The sequence below is a fragment of the Gallalistipes aquisgranensis genome (assembly GCF_014982715.1).
In the GTDB taxonomy this organism is placed as follows: Bacteria; Bacteroidota; Bacteroidia; order Bacteroidales; family Rikenellaceae; genus Gallalistipes; species Gallalistipes aquisgranensis.
The window spans coordinates 623,509-639,311 of sequence record NZ_JADCJY010000002.1 but is presented as its reverse complement, the minus strand read 5'-3'; the positions used below and the strand labels follow the sequence as shown (position 1 = coordinate 639,311).

The following is a 15,803-nucleotide window of genomic DNA, read 5'->3' as shown; positions in this document are numbered from 1 at the left end:
TCCGTTTTTTCAGGATATACCGTTCTTTTCGGAAACGGTTTCCCCGCAAAATATGCGGGAATCTCTCCGGCCGCAGGAGATTCCCGCAGCAACACGGGATTTTATTTTCTACCTTTGTTTCCGAAACCGAACGCACATGACCCAACAGGAGAGAGATGAATTCACGGCCGCCGTTTTCGATGCGGTCCGCGCCGTACCCCGCGGCCGGATCACCAGCTACGGAGCGATCGCCCGTGCCGTCGGCCGGCCGAACCTGTCCCGGATGGTGGGACGGATACTCGCGGGCTGCGAGTGTTCCCGCCGCGGCATTCCGGCGCACCGGGTACTCGGAAACGGAGGCCGGCTGTCGGGAAAGGCGGCTTTCGGGGCTCCGGACAGGTTGCAGCGCCTGCTGGAAGAGGAGGGGCTCGAAATCCGGAACGATCGGGTCCGCCGCTGGAAGGAGGCGTTCTGGGACCCGGCCGAGGAGTTGCTGCCCGAATAAGCCGGTCCCGCTCCGGCCCCTGCTGAAAAGGGCCCCGCAACGGACAGTCGCCCCACCGGAAACCGCCCTCATCCGGAGACACAAGTCCCCCGCAGGACGGCAAAAAAAGGCGACCGTACCCTTTCCCTCACGGAAGGTATTACTATTACAGACAAACGACAGCCATGCAAAACAATCGAAAAAATATGACACGAACGGAAATCGACAACACGGAGCATCCCCTTTTCGCTCCATTCGAAAAACTCTACGCCGTCAGTTTCCCTCTTTTCGAACAAAGGACGAGAATGCAGCAGGAAGCGGCGTTCGGCAGCACGAACTACCGACTGGCAGGATTCGCCGACGAAGATTCGTTCTCGGGATTCATCTCTTACTGGGAGTTCGACACGTATGTCTATATCGAACATTTCGCCATCGACACGGACAAAAGAGGCAGAGGACTCGGCAGCGAAATCCTGCGGTCGTTCATTCGATCCGCCGGCAAGACCGTGCTGCTGGAAATAGACCCTCTCACGGACGAAATCTCCCGGGCACGTCTGCGCTTCTACGAGAAATGCGGACTCACCCGGAATCCCTTCCCTCACACGCATCCGCCTTACCGGGAGGGACACCGCCCCCACCCGCTGATCGTATTGACGACGGGAGGACCCATACCGGAGGAGATGTACCGGACATTCGAACACGATCTGCATGCAGTCGTCATGAAGCGGTGAAAAGTCACGGAAACCGGCCCGTGCGGGAATCCGATACGGCCGCGGGAAAAGCCGGAATCCGAATCCGGAGCGGGTACAAGCGGATTTTCCGGACCGGCTGCCGGCCGGCTCTTGCGATTCCGTCAAAAAATGGATAATTTTATCGCCGATTGCCCGGATAATTTTGCAATCCCCACCTGAAACGAACCTGTCAGAACCCGTATGGAAATCAGAAAAGTCGTCATCGCGGCCGATTCCTTCAAGGGATCGCTGACCTCGGAAGAGGTAGCGCGAAGCGTCGAGGAGGGCGTGCACAGCGTCTGTCCCGGCTGCGAAACCGTAAAAATCTACATCGCCGACGGCGGAGAGGGCACGACGGAAGCCCTGACCCGCACCCTGGGCGGAAAGATCGTGGAAGCGACGGTCCACGATCCGCTGATGCGTCCCGTGAAAGCCGCTTACGGGCTGGTTGAGGGAGGCGGAACCGCCGTAATCGAGATGGCTTCGGCCAGCGGACTGCCGCTGGTGGAGCCGGAACTCCGCAATCCGATGAAAACCACCACCTACGGCACGGGCGAACTGATCCGCGACGCCCTGAGCCGGGGATGCCGCCGGTTTCTGGTCGGCATCGGGGGCAGCGCGACCAACGATGCGGGCACGGGCATGCTCCAGGCGCTGGGTTACCGGTTTCTGGATGCTGCCGGCAAGGAGCTGGGCCACGGCGGGGAGATACTCTCCCGCATCGCCGCGGTGGACGATACGGGAGCCCTGCCGGAGCTGGCCGGCTGCGAATTCGTCGTGGCCTGCGACGTGACCAATCCCTTCTCCGGCCCCACGGGAGCGGCCTGCGTCTTCGCTCCCCAGAAAGGGGCGGACGCAGCCATGGTGCGGGAGTTGGACGAAGGACTGAAAAGTTTCGCAAAGGTGATCCGCACCCACACCGGCACGGACGTGGAACGGCAGGCCGGATCGGGAGCGGCCGGGGGTCTCGGCGGAGGGCTGGTCGCCTTTCTGGGCGCCACGCTCGCCTCGGGCATCGACATGGTGCTGGAGGCCATCGGATTCGACGAACTGATCCGGGGCGCCGACCTCATCGTCACCGGAGAGGGAAAGCTCGACGGACAGACGGCCATGGGCAAGGCTCCGCGCGGGGTGCTCGACGCGGCCCGGAAACAGCGCATTCCGGTGGTGGCCGTAGGCGGAGCCGTGGAGAGCGTCGGGGAGCTGAACAGGCAGGGATTCGCCGCCGTCTTCCCGATCCTGCCCGGACCGGCCACGCTGGAGCGGGCCATGGAGAACGGGTATGCCCGGAGCAACGTGCGGCGCACCGTCGAACAGCTGATACGAACGATTCATCTCATAAACCGATAGAACCATGAGCGCATTGGGTGCCCTGATAGGGTTGTTGCTGTCGATCCTGCTGATCGTCAGGAAAGTGTCCCCCGTTTACAGTCTGATGATCGGAGCCCTCGTCGGCGGGCTGGCCGGCGGGTTCTCGCTGGTGGAGACGGTGGGCCACATGGTCACCGGCACGCAGGAGATCGTCCCGGCCATCGTCCGGATTCTGGCGGCAGGCGTGCTCTCGGGCGTGCTGGTCACGACCGGGGCCGCGTCGTCCATCTCCCACACCATCATCCGGAAACTCGGGGAGCGGCACGTCTATCTCGCGCTGGCCCTCTCCACCATGCTGCTGACCGGGATCGGGGTCTTCATCGACGTGGCGGTCATCACCGTGGCCCCGATCGCGCTGAGCATCGGCCGGAGACTCTCGATCCCCAAACTGAAACTGCTGCTGGTGATGGTCGGCGGCGGAAAGTGCGGCAACATCATGTCGCCCAACCCCAACACGATCATCGCCGCCGAGAATTTCGACGCCCCCCTCTGGTCGGTCATGACGGTGAACGTCCTGCCCGCGCTCGTGGGGCTGCTGGTCACGGTCTACGTCGTGAGCCGCCTCGTGCCCTCGAACGGGGAGCTCGTCGGGGCCGGAGGCGCCGAACCGGAAGAGAAGGATCTGCCTCCGTTCTGGGCCAGCATCACGGCCCCGGTGGTCACGATCGTGCTGCTTTCGCTGCGCCCCCTGTGCGGCGTGGTGATCGACCCGATGATCGCCCTGCCGGCGGGGGGCGTGGCAGGAATCGTCGCCATGCGCAAATGGCGCGACCTGGGCCCGGGTATCCGCTACGGGCTGGACAAGATGTCGGTCGTGGCCGTACTGCTCGTGGGTACGGGCACGATCGCCGGAATCATCAAGGCCTCCTCCATCAAGGATGTGGTGATCGACCTGCTCGCCCACTGGGACGTGAACGGCGTGCTGATCGCTCCCCTCGCGGGGACGCTCATGTCGGCGGCCACCGCCTCCACCACGGCGGGAGCCACCATCGCCTCGTCGTCGTTCGCACAGACGATTCTGGCGGCCGGCGTCAGTGCCGTCTGGGGCGCGGCCATGGTCAACTCGGGCGCCACGGTGCTCGACCACCTGCCCCACGGTTCGTTTTTCCACGCCACGGGCGGTTCCGTGGAGATGAAGATGAAGGAACGGCTGCGGCTGATTCCCTACGAGACCCTCATCGGCTTCGTGCTGGCCGCCGGAACGGTGGTAGGCTGCCTCGTCGCCGGAGCGTAGGGAGCGTTACCGGTCGATTCCCTCGCGCGACAGGACGCCGGCCGAGTAATAGTGCCGCACCTCGCGCATCTCGGTCACCAGGTCGGCCCGGTCGATGAGCGCCTGCGGGGCGTAGCGCCCGGTGATGACGATCTCCGTGGCCGGAGCCCGCCGGTCGAGCAGTTCCGACACTTCGTCCACGGCCAGCAGGCCGTAGTGCAGGGCGATGTTCAGTTCGTCGAGGACCACCACGCCGTAACGGCCTCCGGAAGCCGCCTCCGCGCATCGGGCCAACCCTTCCCGGGCCGACTGCACGTCGGCCGGATCGGGATGGCGGCCGAGGAAACATCCGCGGCCCAGTTGTTCGATCCGCACGCGGCCGTACCCTTTCCCGGCACGGCCGAAAAGCTCTTCGATACGCGTCTCGCCGTACTTCATGCTCTTGACGAACTGGCCGATATAGACGTCTTTCCCGGCGCAGAGCGCTCGCACGGCCAGCCCGAAAGCGGCCGTGGTCTTCCCCTTTCCGTCGCCCGTATAGATATGGACGTATCCCCTGTTTTCCATCGCAACGATTGTTTTTCACAAAAATAAGCCATATTTTCGGACCGTCATAATCAGAAACCGATGATCCCCCTGTACGAAAGTTCGGACACGACCGCCGTCATACCGGCGGAGGAGTATATCGCCCGGTACCGCGACACCGAACGGTTCATCGCCTACTGCCGGAAGTGCGACCGTTACGGGGCCTGCTGGGCCTGTCCGCCGTTCGGACCCGGAGCGGACGCCTGCCTGTCGGGTCACCGCACCGTGCTGCTCGTGGGCACGAGAATCCTGCCGGACCCTGCCCTGCGCCGCTGCCGGGAGGCCGGCCGCTGCCGGGAGATCGGGCGCGAAATGCTCGGCCGGGAACGGGCGAGGCTCGATCCCCTGCTGCTGGAATGGGAACGGAACGATCCGGGCAGCCGGGCTTTCTTCGCCGGAACCTGCCATCTGTGCCCGACGGAGGGATGCACCCGCCGCGAGGGGCTGCCGTGCCGGCATCCCGGTCTGATCCGCCCGTCGCTCGAGGCGTTCGGATTCGACATCGGCCGCACGGCTTCGGAGCTGCTGCATATCGAACTGAAATGGAGCCGCGACGGCCTCCTGCCCGAATATTTCACCCTGGTCAGCGGAGTGTTCTCCGACCGCAAACCCGAAGAGATCACATGGAACAGAGCGTAACGCGGAAAAAAGCCGTATTCAACTGGAGCGGGGGAAAGGACTCCGCACTGGCATTGTACAAGGTGCTGCAGGAAGGGGAGTTCGAGGTGGTCTCGCTGCTGACGACCGTCAACCGCGACACGCACCGTTCGTCCATGCACGGCATTCCGCTCGCCCTGCTCCGGCGGCAGGCGGAGAGCATCGGGCTGCCGCTACACGTGGTCGGCCTGACCCCGAAAGGCAATATGGAAGACTACGAGTCGGCCATGTCGGAAGCCGTGCGGCATTTCGTCGGGGAGGGGGTCCGGCACTTCATCTTCGGCGACATCTTCCTGCACGACGTCCGCACCTACCGGGAGCGGCAGCTCGCCCCCTACGGCATCGAAGTGGTGGAGCCCCTGTGGGACAGGAGCACCGGGGAGATCATGGAGGAGTTCCTCGCCTCGGGACTGCGCACGATCGTCGTGACGACCACGGCGGAGATACTGGACGAACGGTTCCTGGGGCGGCACATCGACGCGGGATTCGTCCGCGACCTGCCTCCGGAAGCGGACGTCTGCGGGGAAAACGGGGAGTACCACACGTTCTGCTACGCCGGAGGCATGTTCCGCACCCCCGTGGCCTACCGGCTCGGGAAACCGATGCGGGCGAGCTATCCCGTCCGGCTCGAGGACGGCACGGAGAAGGTGTACACCTACTGTTTCGCCGACCTGCAGGCGCCGGAATAGGAGGCGCAGCCCCTATCCCTGCGGACCGGAGAGCTCCCGCAGACAACGCTCCAATTCCTCGAACGAGGCGAAGCGCCGCACATGGCCGGTCGCTGTATCCGACAGTTCCAGTTCGGAGGGAGAGAGCGCCCGGATGCGGCAACGGACGGAGGAGTCCCGGGAAACACCGAATCCGTTGCGGGACAACAGGTTCTCCGTCCAGTAGCGCAACGCCCCCTCGGCTTCGAGGCGAATCTCGCCGCACGGCCGGACATGGAGCAGGAATTTTCCGCGAACCGTATCGAACGCGATGTCGCCGCCGTCGAAAAAACGACCCACCTCGCCGCGCAGGACGATGTCCTCCGTGGTTCCGCACGCCATGCCGGCCGAAGGGGAGAGCAGCCACAGACGGTCGGCCAGCAGGAGGGCCTGGTCGATGTCGTGGGTCGAGAGCAGGATCGTCCGGCCGCTCCGCGCCAGATCGTGCAGCAGGTGCATGACCTCGATCCGGCTGGCCACGTCCAGAAAGGCGGTCGGCTCGTCCAGCACCACCACGGGACACTCCTGCGCCAGCGCCTTGGCGATCATCACCTTCTGGCGTTCTCCGTCCGAAAGCTCGGCCATGTAGCTCTCCGCCTTGTGTGCGACGCCGGCCTGCACGAGGGCCTCGTCCACGGCCCGGCGGTCTCCGGCCGAAAGCCTCCCGAAGAATCCCGAATGGGGGTAACGGCCCAGAGCGATCACCTCCCGCACCCGCAGCCCCCCGGCATGGGTCCTGTCGGTCAGCACCAGCCCGATCGTCCGCGAAAGCTCCGCACGGGAATAGGCGGACAGGGGACGGCCCTCCAGCTGCAGCGTCCCCGAAAGGGCGGGCTGCGAACCGGTCAGCGTGCGGAGCAGCGTCGATTTCCCCGCCCCGTTCGGCCCGATGAGGCAGGTCAGCGTCCCGCGCCGCAGGCCGAAACGGAGGCCGTCATAGAGCCTTCTCTCCCGCTTCGTACCCCGGTCGTATCCGATGGCAAGCCCTTCCGCCGAGAAAACACACTGTTCCATATCAGTTGAAATATTGGATTCGCTTCTGGTTGACGATCACATAGAGGATGACGGGCACGCCGAGCACGGGGGTAATCACGTTCAGCGGCAGGACCGACGACCCGCCGGGCAGCGTGCAGCACAGGTTGCAGAAGAGGGCCACGGCGGCCCCGAGCAGCAGGGTGACCGGCAGAAGGATCGTGTGGTTGGACGATCCGAGCAGCAGCCGGGCCATGTGCGGCACGGCCAGTCCGATGAAGGAGACCGGACCGCAGAAAGCCGTGGTCACGGCGGTCATGAGGCCCGTCGCCGCCAGCATCCAGATACGCACCCGGCGCACGCGGACGCCGAGGTTCTCCGCATAGCGCTCCCCGAGCAGCAGGGCGTTCATCGGCTTGACCAGCAGCAGGGAGACGGCCAGCCCCGCCGCAACCGGGCCCCCGAAATAGGGCATCTGTTCCGGGGAGACCCCCGAGAAGTCGCCCATGCCCCACATCGTGTAGGAAAACACGCCCTCGGCCGAAGCGAAAAAGTTGAGCAGGGAGATCAGCGAGGAGGTGATATACCCCACCATCAGCCCGATGATGAGCAGCATGACGTTGCTGCGCACCAGCGTCGAGAAGAAGATGATGACGGCCAGTACCAGCGAAGCCCCGGCGAAGGCGCCCGCCACCACGGCCAGGTAACCGCCCAGCGGCGTCCCGGAGAAGGAGCCTCCGAGAGTCCCCCCCGTCAGCAGCAGGACCACGGCCACGCCCAGGCTCGCCCCGGCGTTGATGCCGAGGATCGAGGGTCCGGCCAACGGATTGTTGAAGACCGTCTGAAGCATCAGACCCGACACGGCCAGGGCCGCCCCGGCCAGCACGGCCGTGACCGCCTGCGGCAGCCGGGACTGCAGGACGATGTAGTCCCACGTCTCGCGGCCGGACGAGCCGCCCAGCAGCGCGCGGACGACCCCCTCGGCGGGGATTCCGACCGACCCCCAGAAGAGGTTGGCCAGAAACAGGAGCACGATGCCGGCGCCCAGACCGGCGAAAAACAGTGCGGATGAACGGTTCGCTCCCATGCCTCAGTCCCGCATCCGGGCAAAATAACGGGGCGTGTAGTCCGGCAGCAGTTCCGGATGCAGCACCCACACCAGGTCTTTCAGAATATAGTCCGGATGGACCGTCAGGTCCTCGTAATAGGTGGTGCGGCCCGTGTTGCAGGCGAAAACCGACTTGTTCCGGAAAGCGTCGAAAAGCGCATAGCCCGCGTAGTCGGCCTTCAGATCGGCATAGGTCATATCCTCCGACCGGTTGTACTTCATCACCCAGACGTCGGCCCCGGCGGCCCGTTCGAGCACGTGCTCGAAGGAGAGGGGCACGGAGCCCGTGTCGGACGTATCGTCCCAGAGATAGTCGGCCCCGGCGTCGCGGTAGATCGCCGCCATGTAGCTCCGCCCGCCCGGCACGTACCATGCAGGTCCCATCCGGTACTCGGCCAGCAGGGTCGGCCGGGTCTTCACGCTGTCGGCGAGCCGCTTCGTCCGGTCGTAGGCCTCCGCCGTGCTCCGGAACAGGGAGTCGGCCTCCGCCTCCCGCCCGAACAGGAGCCCGAACAGTTTCACCCACTCGGACCGCCCCAGCGGATGGGTCTCCATGTAGTCCACGCACTCGACGATGGGCACGCCGATCTTCTCCAGCCGCCCATACCCCGCCTGGTCGTCGATGGGCGAGGTGAAGACGGCATCGGGCGCGATCTCGATCATCTTCTCCATGTCGGGCTGGACCGACTCCCCGAGGTCGGCGATCCGGCCCCCGGCCAGCCCCTCCTTCACGAAGCCGACATCCATGTAGCGCGAGCCGCACACGCCCGCCACCTCTTCATGCACGCCCAGCACGTCCATCAGGCTGCAATGCACCGAAGTATAGACCACCACGCGCCGCAGAGGGGTGCGGATCAGCGTCCCCGCGGGCAGGGAGGCGGGCAGAGGACGGTCCGAAGGCACCAGCACGTAGCGGTGGAGCACCTTTCCCGTATCCCACGGATTAGCGATCTCGACACAGGTATATCCGTCGCGGGGTTCGATCCTGAATCCCCGGGCATACCGCACGCTGTCGGCCGTCCCGCCCTCCCGCACGCCGGAAGTCCGGCCCGGACGGCAGGAAGCCAGCGAGACCGCAACGAGCAACAGACAAAAAAGTATCTTTTTCATTTGCCGGAAATTTATTCGTTCGAAGTCGATATTCCATACGGTTTTTCCACATCGGCATGGGCCCGCACGTGAGCGGCCGGCCGGAATATACGGCAGAAGGCGGCGGCAAGCACGCCCCCACCGACATCGCTGCCCGTACCCGCAAACATGACCGGATGCAATTTTCCCATATCTCCACGCTCATTTCGTCCGGAAGCGAAGACACAAGGAGAGGATTCGACCGCGAGCCCGATTCATTCCGCCTTTCTTCCGAGGCACAAACCGAAACAAGGACGCATGGCAGGTCTTCTGACTCGTTCCCGTCCCGGCGCCTTCCCGATCTCGATCAGTGGCAAAGAATGCCGGGACGAACGGTGCCCTGTGCAGGCAGGAACTCACAGCAGCGGAAACTGTCGCCGACTTTCACGGCGTTCCCTTTTCATCGGGCCGTCCTCCCACGGAGGCGGCCTGCGAACCATCGCCCGTACAAAGGTAATGTTTTGTTTGGAAATACCCTCACCCGAACCGCATCCGAAGCGAAGAAGCCGCACCGGGGCGCTCCTGTCAGGAACGGGACAAGCCTGCCGCACGTCCCGGAATCCGGCGGCAGGACGTCAGAACTCCACGGTGAGGCCGACGGCCGGCACCAGCGAGCCGCTGACCTGCCCGATATACTTCATCCGGTAGCGCTGCTCCGAAACCGGAGCGGAGGGATTCTCCACGACGCCCGTACTCATCAGCACATCCGGCTGGCGGAGCTTGCTGCCCGTGACGTTCTGCAGGTCGAGGTAGACACCCAGCATACAGCGACGGAAATAGAAGGTCTTGTCCACCCGCACGTCCAGTTGGGCGAAAGCGTCGAGCCGGCCGCGGTTGTACTGCGAGTAGTCGTAGTACGGGCGCCCCGAAGCGTCCCAGGCCTCTTTCAGCGACGATTTTTCGACGTCGTAGGGCGTGTAGGGTGCCCGGCCCACAGCACTCAGTTTGGCCCCCACGCTCCATGCACGGGGCAGGTCGTAGGTACCGCTCAGGTTGACGACGAAACGGCTGTCCCACGCCGAGGGAATGTACTCCGCCCGGCGGTCGCGGCGGAACTCGCTCCGGTAGAGGGTCGCCGAACCCACCAGACTGATCTTCCCGGGGATTCGCCAGCGGACCATCGCCTCCACGCCGTAGGCGCGCCCCTCGGCCGAGGAGACGAGCGGCTCGTCGCCCACCGTGCCGTAGTCGTTGCCCTTGCAGGTGAGGGGTATCCCGTCCGTCACGGAGAGAGGGATGTCCGTATAATATTTGTAGAATCCTTCGACGGAAACGACCAGCCGGTCGCGCAGCCGCCAGTCGAAGCCCGCGGCGCTTCCGGCCACGCGCATGTAACCGAGATCCCGGTTGACCAGGACGCCCGCTCCGTCCCGGAATCCCAACGCCGTGAGCGGCGGCAGCTGATAGTAAAGCCCCGTGCTGGCTCCCACGGACCATCCGCCGCCCAGGGCATAGGAGAACGACAGGCGGGGGGAGAGCCGCTCCCAGAGACGGGCCGTGCGGCCCGACCAGTCGCACCCGTCGAAACGCAGGCCGCCCGAAACGGAGAGCCGGTCATCGGCCGAACGGTAGTCGGCTCCCGCGAAGGCGCCCCACCCGACGATCCCCAGCCGGGTGCGGTAATCCGCCACACCGGCCTGCTGTGTGTAAAGGCGCCGCAGGGTGCGGTCGGCATAGTGCAGGTAGTTCACCTCCGCCCCTTCGCGCAGGGTCCAGCGGCCGAAGTAGGAGCGGTTCTCGGCCCGCAGGGTCGATTTCTGCTCGACGGCCCTCGAACGGAGCGTCAGATAATCCTCGGAGGATTCGTCGTTGTTCCGGTACTTGACGTTACGGTTGTTCAGATAGTTGTGGCTCAGGGTGACCGTCAGGGTGTGGCGCCCGGAAAAACGGCGGTAAGAGGCTCCCACCGTGAAGGTCTCCTGTTTCAGCCGCGGGAGGTAGCTGAGCAGGTATTCGGCATCTTCGCCCTTCTCGTCCGTATTCAGACGCATGTCGTCGATCCCCGCCAGCCCGAGCAGGAGCAGTTCGTCACGGTCCGAAAGACGGATCCGGAACTTGACCTGCCCGTCGATGTAGTTCGGAAGAAAGGGAAGCCCGAGCATCCGGAACAGCAGCTGGAGATAGGATTGCCGCAGGGAGAAGAGATAGGTGGTCTTCTCCCCGATGTGGCCGCTGCCGCTGACGCCCGCCTCGGAAGCCCCGAGGGTCGCCTTGAAGGTCTGCCGGTCGGGATCGCCGTCCCGCAGCCGGAAATCGAGCACGGAGCTCAGCGCCCCGGCCCTGTCGGCCGGAAACGCGCCCGTGTAGAAACTGATCTCGCGGATCAGATCGGCATTGACGATGCTGACCGGACCGCCCGAGGCTCCCTGCGTGGCGAAGTGGTTGATATTGGGAATCTCGATCCCGTCCATGAAGAAGCGGTTCTCGGAGGGACCGCCCCCGCGGACGATCAGGTCGTTACGGTAACCGACCGGCGAAAAGGAGACGCCGGGATAGGAGCGTACGATCCGCGAAACGTCCCGGTTCGAACCGGGGCTCTTCTCGATCTCCCCGAGGCCGATGATCTTCATGCTCACGGGACTTTCGGCCACCCGGCGGAAGGGAGACGGCCGCACGGAAACGGCTTCGACCTGCATGACGTCGGGCTCCAGCTCGATCTCGACGAAAGGCGTGTTGGCCGAAACGATATATTCGGGCGAAAGAAGGCTCTTGTAGCCCAGCGAAGAGACCGAAAAGCGGCAGATACCGGGTGCGACGCCCGGGAGGGTGAAGTGTCCCGCCGTATCGGTCGAAACGCCCCGCTGTTCCTGTCCGGCGATGACGACGGCGGCATAGGGCACCCCCTGGCGGGTCCGGCTGTCGATCACCCGGCCCCGCACCGGATAGCGCTGGGCTCCGGCCGTCAGCGCCGGCAGCAGAGCGCACAGGCAGGCGAGTATCCGTATGAAAACAACCGATCGTTTCATCCCCGCAAAGAAACGACTATCGTGCCAATTTACAAAATAATTCGGAATCGGATTTCCGGATGCGGCATCCCCCACGGCCCGGCGGCCGGGTCCGCCGGACGGTCCGGTCAGACGGCGGTCAGCTCGTGCCAGATGCCGAGCATCTCCTCGCACTCCTCACGGGTTCCGGGGACGACCAGGGGACGCATCACCACCCGGGCGCCCGTCCGGGCCACGAGGCGTCCCACCCGCGTGACGTAGTCGCGCCAGTGTTCGCCCTCCAGGCCCGGGATGCGGCAGTAGAGCACGGTGCCGGTCCGGGCACACCGCTCCAGCAGATATTCCAGATCGTATTTCTCGGGATTGCCCAGATCGACCGCCCGGATACAGGAGAGTCCGGTCAGCTGGTCGAAAAGGGTGGGATGCAGGCCGCAGTAGTGGAGAAACGCACCGCCGAACGGCTCGACGGAGCGCTCGACATAGGGCAGGATCACCTCGTCGATCATCTCCGGCGAGAGAAGCGTGGCCGTATCTTCGGAGATGCGGATGCCCGCATCCGGAAAATAGAGCCCCTGCGGCGTGCCGTGTCCGTGGATCATGCTGCCGGGCTCCTCGTGGTTGAACTCCTTCATGGCCCGGGACGCCCGCAGGAAAAGGTCGAGCGCGACCTCCATGATCTCCTTCACCTCCGCGGCCCGGTCCGGATCCATCAGCGCATAGAAGATGTCGTCGCCGCAGAGCAGGTGGGCCACATCGAAAACGCCCTGGTTGTCGGCCATGTAGGCCCGTATCTCCGGATCGGGATTCAGGTCGTTGTTCCGGTAGAATCCCTCCAGCAGGGCGTACACCGGGGAGTCGGCGATGTTCCGGTCCCGGATCGCCCGGATCTCGTCGAACGGCATCGGGCGGCCCGGCCAGGGCATGCTCTCCGCCGTCACCTCGAAGTCCTGGCCGCCCAGGGCCGGCACGACGATCACGCCCAGATTGGGCCGGATCGAGGGAATACCGTCCGTCGGCCAGCCGACCGCGCTGCGGGAACGGGCTGTCTCCCCCTCCCACATCAGCCGGGGATCGTGGAACCGGTTCACGTAATCGGTCATGTCGTAAAGAAGGCCGTCGTTTGGGGGAATGAAGAGCAGGCTGGGACCCTCGCCCTTCCAGAATTTTTCATGCAGTACGATTTTTTCCGCTGTCGTCATGGGTCGAAATGTTTATCGGGTTCATTCGGTTTCTTCCGGTCGGATTCCTGCCCTTCCCCCGTCACGGCCGCCGGCGGGGTCCGGCCGGCGAACCGGCCTCACAAAAGAGGGGAACTGCCTTCCTGTCTCCGGGAGAGACCCCCTTTTCACAGGCCTCCGAGGGCGGTTTTCATCCGGGCGGACTCCGCCGGCGGCCGCCCGGATTCCTCTCCTCGGACGAACAAATGTAAAGCATTTTTTTGCGAAATAAAAAATTTTTTATATTTTTAGCGCAAACGATTGTGCGAATGAACCTTTTTTAAGATGCTTCGTCACCTATTATATAAGGGAGAGGATGCCGCCGGGAAAAATTTTCCGGCAGGGGCCGGAGCCGGCCGGTTCCGGAGCGGATATTTTCCCGTCCGGAACGACATCGGGCACAATGGTTTGCGCAATCCCGGGACAGAGCCGGCACACGGCCCGGTCCCTGTCGGAAGCAGCACAGTCCGCACGGAATCCGCAGCCGTCACGGGAAACGATCCGCCCCGGACCCGGACCGTTCCTCCGCCGTCCCTCTCCGGGGCAACCCCTCCCTGAAAACGGATCCGGCACGACTTCCGGCGGCATCCACCGGCCGGGAAACGAACGCCTTTGATTGCTAAAACGATATAACCAACTCATTTTCCGACAGAAACGCGATCCGGAAAAACCGAACCCCCAAACCGCTACCGAAACCCGAACCTCATGAAAACGCTGCAATACATCGCTCTGGGAGTCCTCCTGGCCCCGGCCGCAGTCGCGCAAGACACGAACGTCGTGCCGGAAACCGTGGAGATTCCGGCCGGATTCTTCTACATGGGCTCCAACGGCCTGGGACACGACTACGACGAGGCTCCGATCCACCGCGTCGAGATCACCCGTCCGTTCCGGATGGGGGTCACGGAGGTGACCAACCTGCAATACGAACAATTCGACCCGGGCCATAAACGGCTGAGAGGCAAATACGGTTTTTCGAAGGAAGACGACGAGGCGGTGGTGTTCGTGTCGTGGTACGACGCGACGGCCTACTGCGCCTGGCTCTCGGAGAAGGAGGGAAAAACCTACCGCCTGCCCACGGAAGCCGAGTGGGAGTACGCGGCCCGCGCCGGGAATTATTACAAATACGGCTGGGGCGGCGTGTTCCCCGACAACATGAAGAAAAACAACTTCGCCACACACCACGAGACCTATTCGTTCGAGCCGGTCGACCTGCACAGCATGCGCGGGGGACGCGCCCATCCCCTCGGACTGTACGACATGCACGGCAACGTGGAGGAGTGGTGCCTCGACTGGTACGGACCCTACCTGCCCGGCACCCGGACCGATCCGGTGGGATATGCCGACGGGGAGTTCCGGGTGACCCGCGGAGGCAGCCACAGCACTCCCGTGGAGTATCTCCGTTCGGCCAACCGTTCGGCCATGCTGCCCGGGGACAAGCACTACCTGACCGGATTCCGGGTCGTGCAGGCCGACTATCCGAAAAGCACCCCCCTCCACCGGGAGACACCGGCGGACAGGAGCGTGTCGCAGCAAACGCACGTGTGGCACAAGGCGGACACGGCCGTATTCATGGAGCCCGTGGAGTTCGTCAAGGCTCCGGAGTGCGGCAGCGGAGTGCCCTTCTACCGGCACAACCACCAGCCGGCCGTCACGTGGTGTCCGAACGGGGACCTGCTGGCGATATGGTTCAGCACGGACAGCGAATTCGGACGGGAGATGACGGTGCTCAGTTCGCGCATGGAGGCCGGGACGAACGAGTGGCAGCGGCCGAAGGAGTTCTACAAGGTGCCCGACCGCAATATGACCGGCGCGGCGCTCTTCCACGACAAACGGAACGGGACCCTGATCCACATGAACGGGGTGGAGGCGGCCGGCTGGTGGCGCAACCTCGCGGTGGTGATGCGCAAAAGCCACGACAACGGCGCCACCTGGACCAAAGGCAAACTGGTGCTGCCGGAACACTGTCCGGGACACCAGGTCATCGCCGGCACGTTCTGCCGGGCCGACGGCACGCTCGTGCAGGTGTGCGACGCGATGCCCTCCATGGAGGGCGGCAGCATCGTCCACACGAGCGACGACGGAGGGGAGACCTGGAGGACCCGGGGAGAAGCGGGCAATGGCGACTTCGCCGCGGGGAAAACCGGCCGCTCCATCGCGGGCATCCACGCCGGCGTAGTGGAACTCAGGAACGGCGACTTGTTCGCACTCGGCCGCACCGGCAACATCCCCGACAAGAACGGAGTGCCGCGGATGCCCGTATCGGTCTCGAAGGACGGCGGGGAGACTTGGACCTACTCCGCCTCGGTCTTCCCGCCCATACGCGGCGGGCAGCGGCTCGTGCTCATGCGGCTCGACGAAGGGCCCATCCTGCTGGTCAGCTTCGACCCCGGGACGAAAGACGATTCGCAGCCCCGGGGCATGTACGCCTCCCTTTCCTACGACGAGGGAAAGAGCTGGAGCCCGAAAAAATTCATCACCGACGGCAAACACCGTTTCATGGACGGCGGGGCATGGACGGGACACTTCATCATGGACTCCCTGCACGCCGAACCCAAGGGTTACCTGGCCGCCACGCAGACCCCGGACGGAATCATCCACCTGCTCTCCAGCAAGAACCACTACCGGTTCAACCTCCGGTGGCTCGAACAGTAGCCCGGCTCCCGCCCGAACGATACGAAATCAACCCAAAACATAACCATACGAATG

General features: G+C 64.3%; 14 protein-coding genes and 1 riboswitch. Of the genes, 7 read left to right on the top strand and 7 right to left on the bottom strand.

Features of this window, described 5'->3' with window-relative positions; translation table 11 throughout:
• The first annotated feature begins 136 nt into the window (after nt 1-136).
• From INF32_RS11935 to INF32_RS11920, 4 genes are all read left to right on the top strand, one after another.
• Nucleotides 137-484: an MGMT family protein gene (locus INF32_RS11935; RefSeq protein ID WP_226388622.1), complete on the top strand. Its 348-nt coding sequence runs from the start codon at nt 137-139 to the stop codon at nt 482-484.
• A gap of 185 nt (nt 485-669) precedes the next feature.
• Nucleotides 670-1,194: a GNAT family N-acetyltransferase gene (locus INF32_RS11930; protein WP_226388621.1), complete on the top strand. Its 525-nt coding sequence runs from the start codon at nt 670-672 to the stop codon at nt 1,192-1,194.
• A gap of 207 nt (nt 1,195-1,401) precedes the next feature.
• Nucleotides 1,402-2,544, top strand: a complete 1,143-nt coding sequence (locus tag INF32_RS11925) for a glycerate kinase family protein (RefSeq protein ID WP_226388661.1) — start codon at nt 1,402-1,404, stop codon at nt 2,542-2,544.
• Between the two features lie 4 nt (nt 2,545-2,548).
• Nucleotides 2,549-3,799 (top strand): GntP family permease, encoded by a 1,251-nt coding sequence (locus tag INF32_RS11920; RefSeq protein ID WP_226388620.1) that lies wholly within the window; start codon nt 2,549-2,551, stop codon nt 3,797-3,799.
• A 6-nt stretch (nt 3,800-3,805) separates the two neighbouring features.
• Here INF32_RS11920 and cobO read toward each other — a convergent pair whose 3' ends face one another.
• Entirely contained in the window at nt 3,806-4,345 is a 540-nt protein-coding gene (cobO, locus tag INF32_RS11915) for a cob(I)yrinic acid a,c-diamide adenosyltransferase (RefSeq protein WP_226388619.1), read from the bottom strand.
• A gap of 60 nt (nt 4,346-4,405) precedes the next feature.
• Here cobO and INF32_RS11910 point away from each other — a divergent pair, with 60 nt between their 5' ends.
• Together INF32_RS11910 and INF32_RS11905 are read left to right on the top strand one after the other, a co-directional pair.
• The gene (locus INF32_RS11910; protein WP_226388618.1) at nt 4,406-5,002 is read left to right on the top strand and encodes a DUF2284 domain-containing protein; all 597 of its coding nucleotides are present in this window, start codon (nt 4,406-4,408) and stop codon (nt 5,000-5,002) included.
• Complete coding sequence (locus INF32_RS11905) at nt 4,987-5,709, top strand: adenine nucleotide alpha hydrolase (RefSeq protein ID WP_226388617.1); 723 nt, start codon at nt 4,987-4,989, stop codon at nt 5,707-5,709. Before INF32_RS11910 ends, INF32_RS11905 begins: the two co-directional genes overlap by 16 nt.
• 12 nt (nt 5,710-5,721) lie before the next feature.
• Here INF32_RS11905 and INF32_RS11900 read toward each other — a convergent pair whose 3' ends face one another.
• The 6 genes from INF32_RS11900 to INF32_RS11875 all read right to left on the bottom strand — a co-directional run bounded on the left by INF32_RS11900 (nt 5,722) and on the right by INF32_RS11875 (nt 13,079).
• Nucleotides 5,722-6,741, bottom strand: a complete 1,020-nt coding sequence (locus tag INF32_RS11900) for an ABC transporter ATP-binding protein (protein WP_226388616.1) — start codon at nt 6,739-6,741, stop codon at nt 5,722-5,724.
• A 1-nt stretch (nt 6,742) separates the two neighbouring features.
• Entirely contained in the window at nt 6,743-7,786 is a 1,044-nt protein-coding gene (locus INF32_RS11895) for an iron ABC transporter permease (protein ID WP_226388615.1), read from the bottom strand.
• 3 nt (nt 7,787-7,789) lie between these two features.
• Nucleotides 7,790-8,917, bottom strand: coding sequence for an ABC transporter substrate-binding protein (locus tag INF32_RS11890; RefSeq protein ID WP_226388614.1), 1,128 nt, complete (start codon nt 8,915-8,917; stop codon nt 7,790-7,792).
• Between the two features lie 11 nt (nt 8,918-8,928).
• The gene (locus INF32_RS11885) at nt 8,929-9,087 is read right to left on the bottom strand and encodes a hypothetical protein (protein ID WP_226388663.1); all 159 of its coding nucleotides are present in this window, start codon (nt 9,085-9,087) and stop codon (nt 8,929-8,931) included.
• Nucleotides 9,088-9,178: 91 nt separating this feature from the next.
• Nucleotides 9,179-9,391: riboswitch (cobalamin riboswitch) on the bottom strand.
• Nucleotides 9,392-9,510: 119 nt separating this feature from the next.
• Complete coding sequence (locus INF32_RS11880) at nt 9,511-11,901, bottom strand: TonB-dependent receptor (protein WP_226388613.1); 2,391 nt, start codon at nt 11,899-11,901, stop codon at nt 9,511-9,513.
• A 107-nt stretch (nt 11,902-12,008) separates the two neighbouring features.
• Nucleotides 12,009-13,079, bottom strand: coding sequence for a uroporphyrinogen decarboxylase/cobalamine-independent methonine synthase family protein (locus INF32_RS11875; protein ID WP_226388612.1), 1,071 nt, complete (start codon nt 13,077-13,079; stop codon nt 12,009-12,011).
• Nucleotides 13,080-13,802: 723 nt separating this feature from the next.
• Between INF32_RS11875 and INF32_RS11870 the strand changes: the two genes are divergently transcribed.
• Nucleotides 13,803-15,749 (top strand): SUMF1/EgtB/PvdO family nonheme iron enzyme, encoded by a 1,947-nt coding sequence (locus INF32_RS11870; RefSeq protein ID WP_226388611.1) that lies wholly within the window; start codon nt 13,803-13,805, stop codon nt 15,747-15,749.
• Nucleotides 15,750-15,803 lie beyond the last annotated feature (54 nt).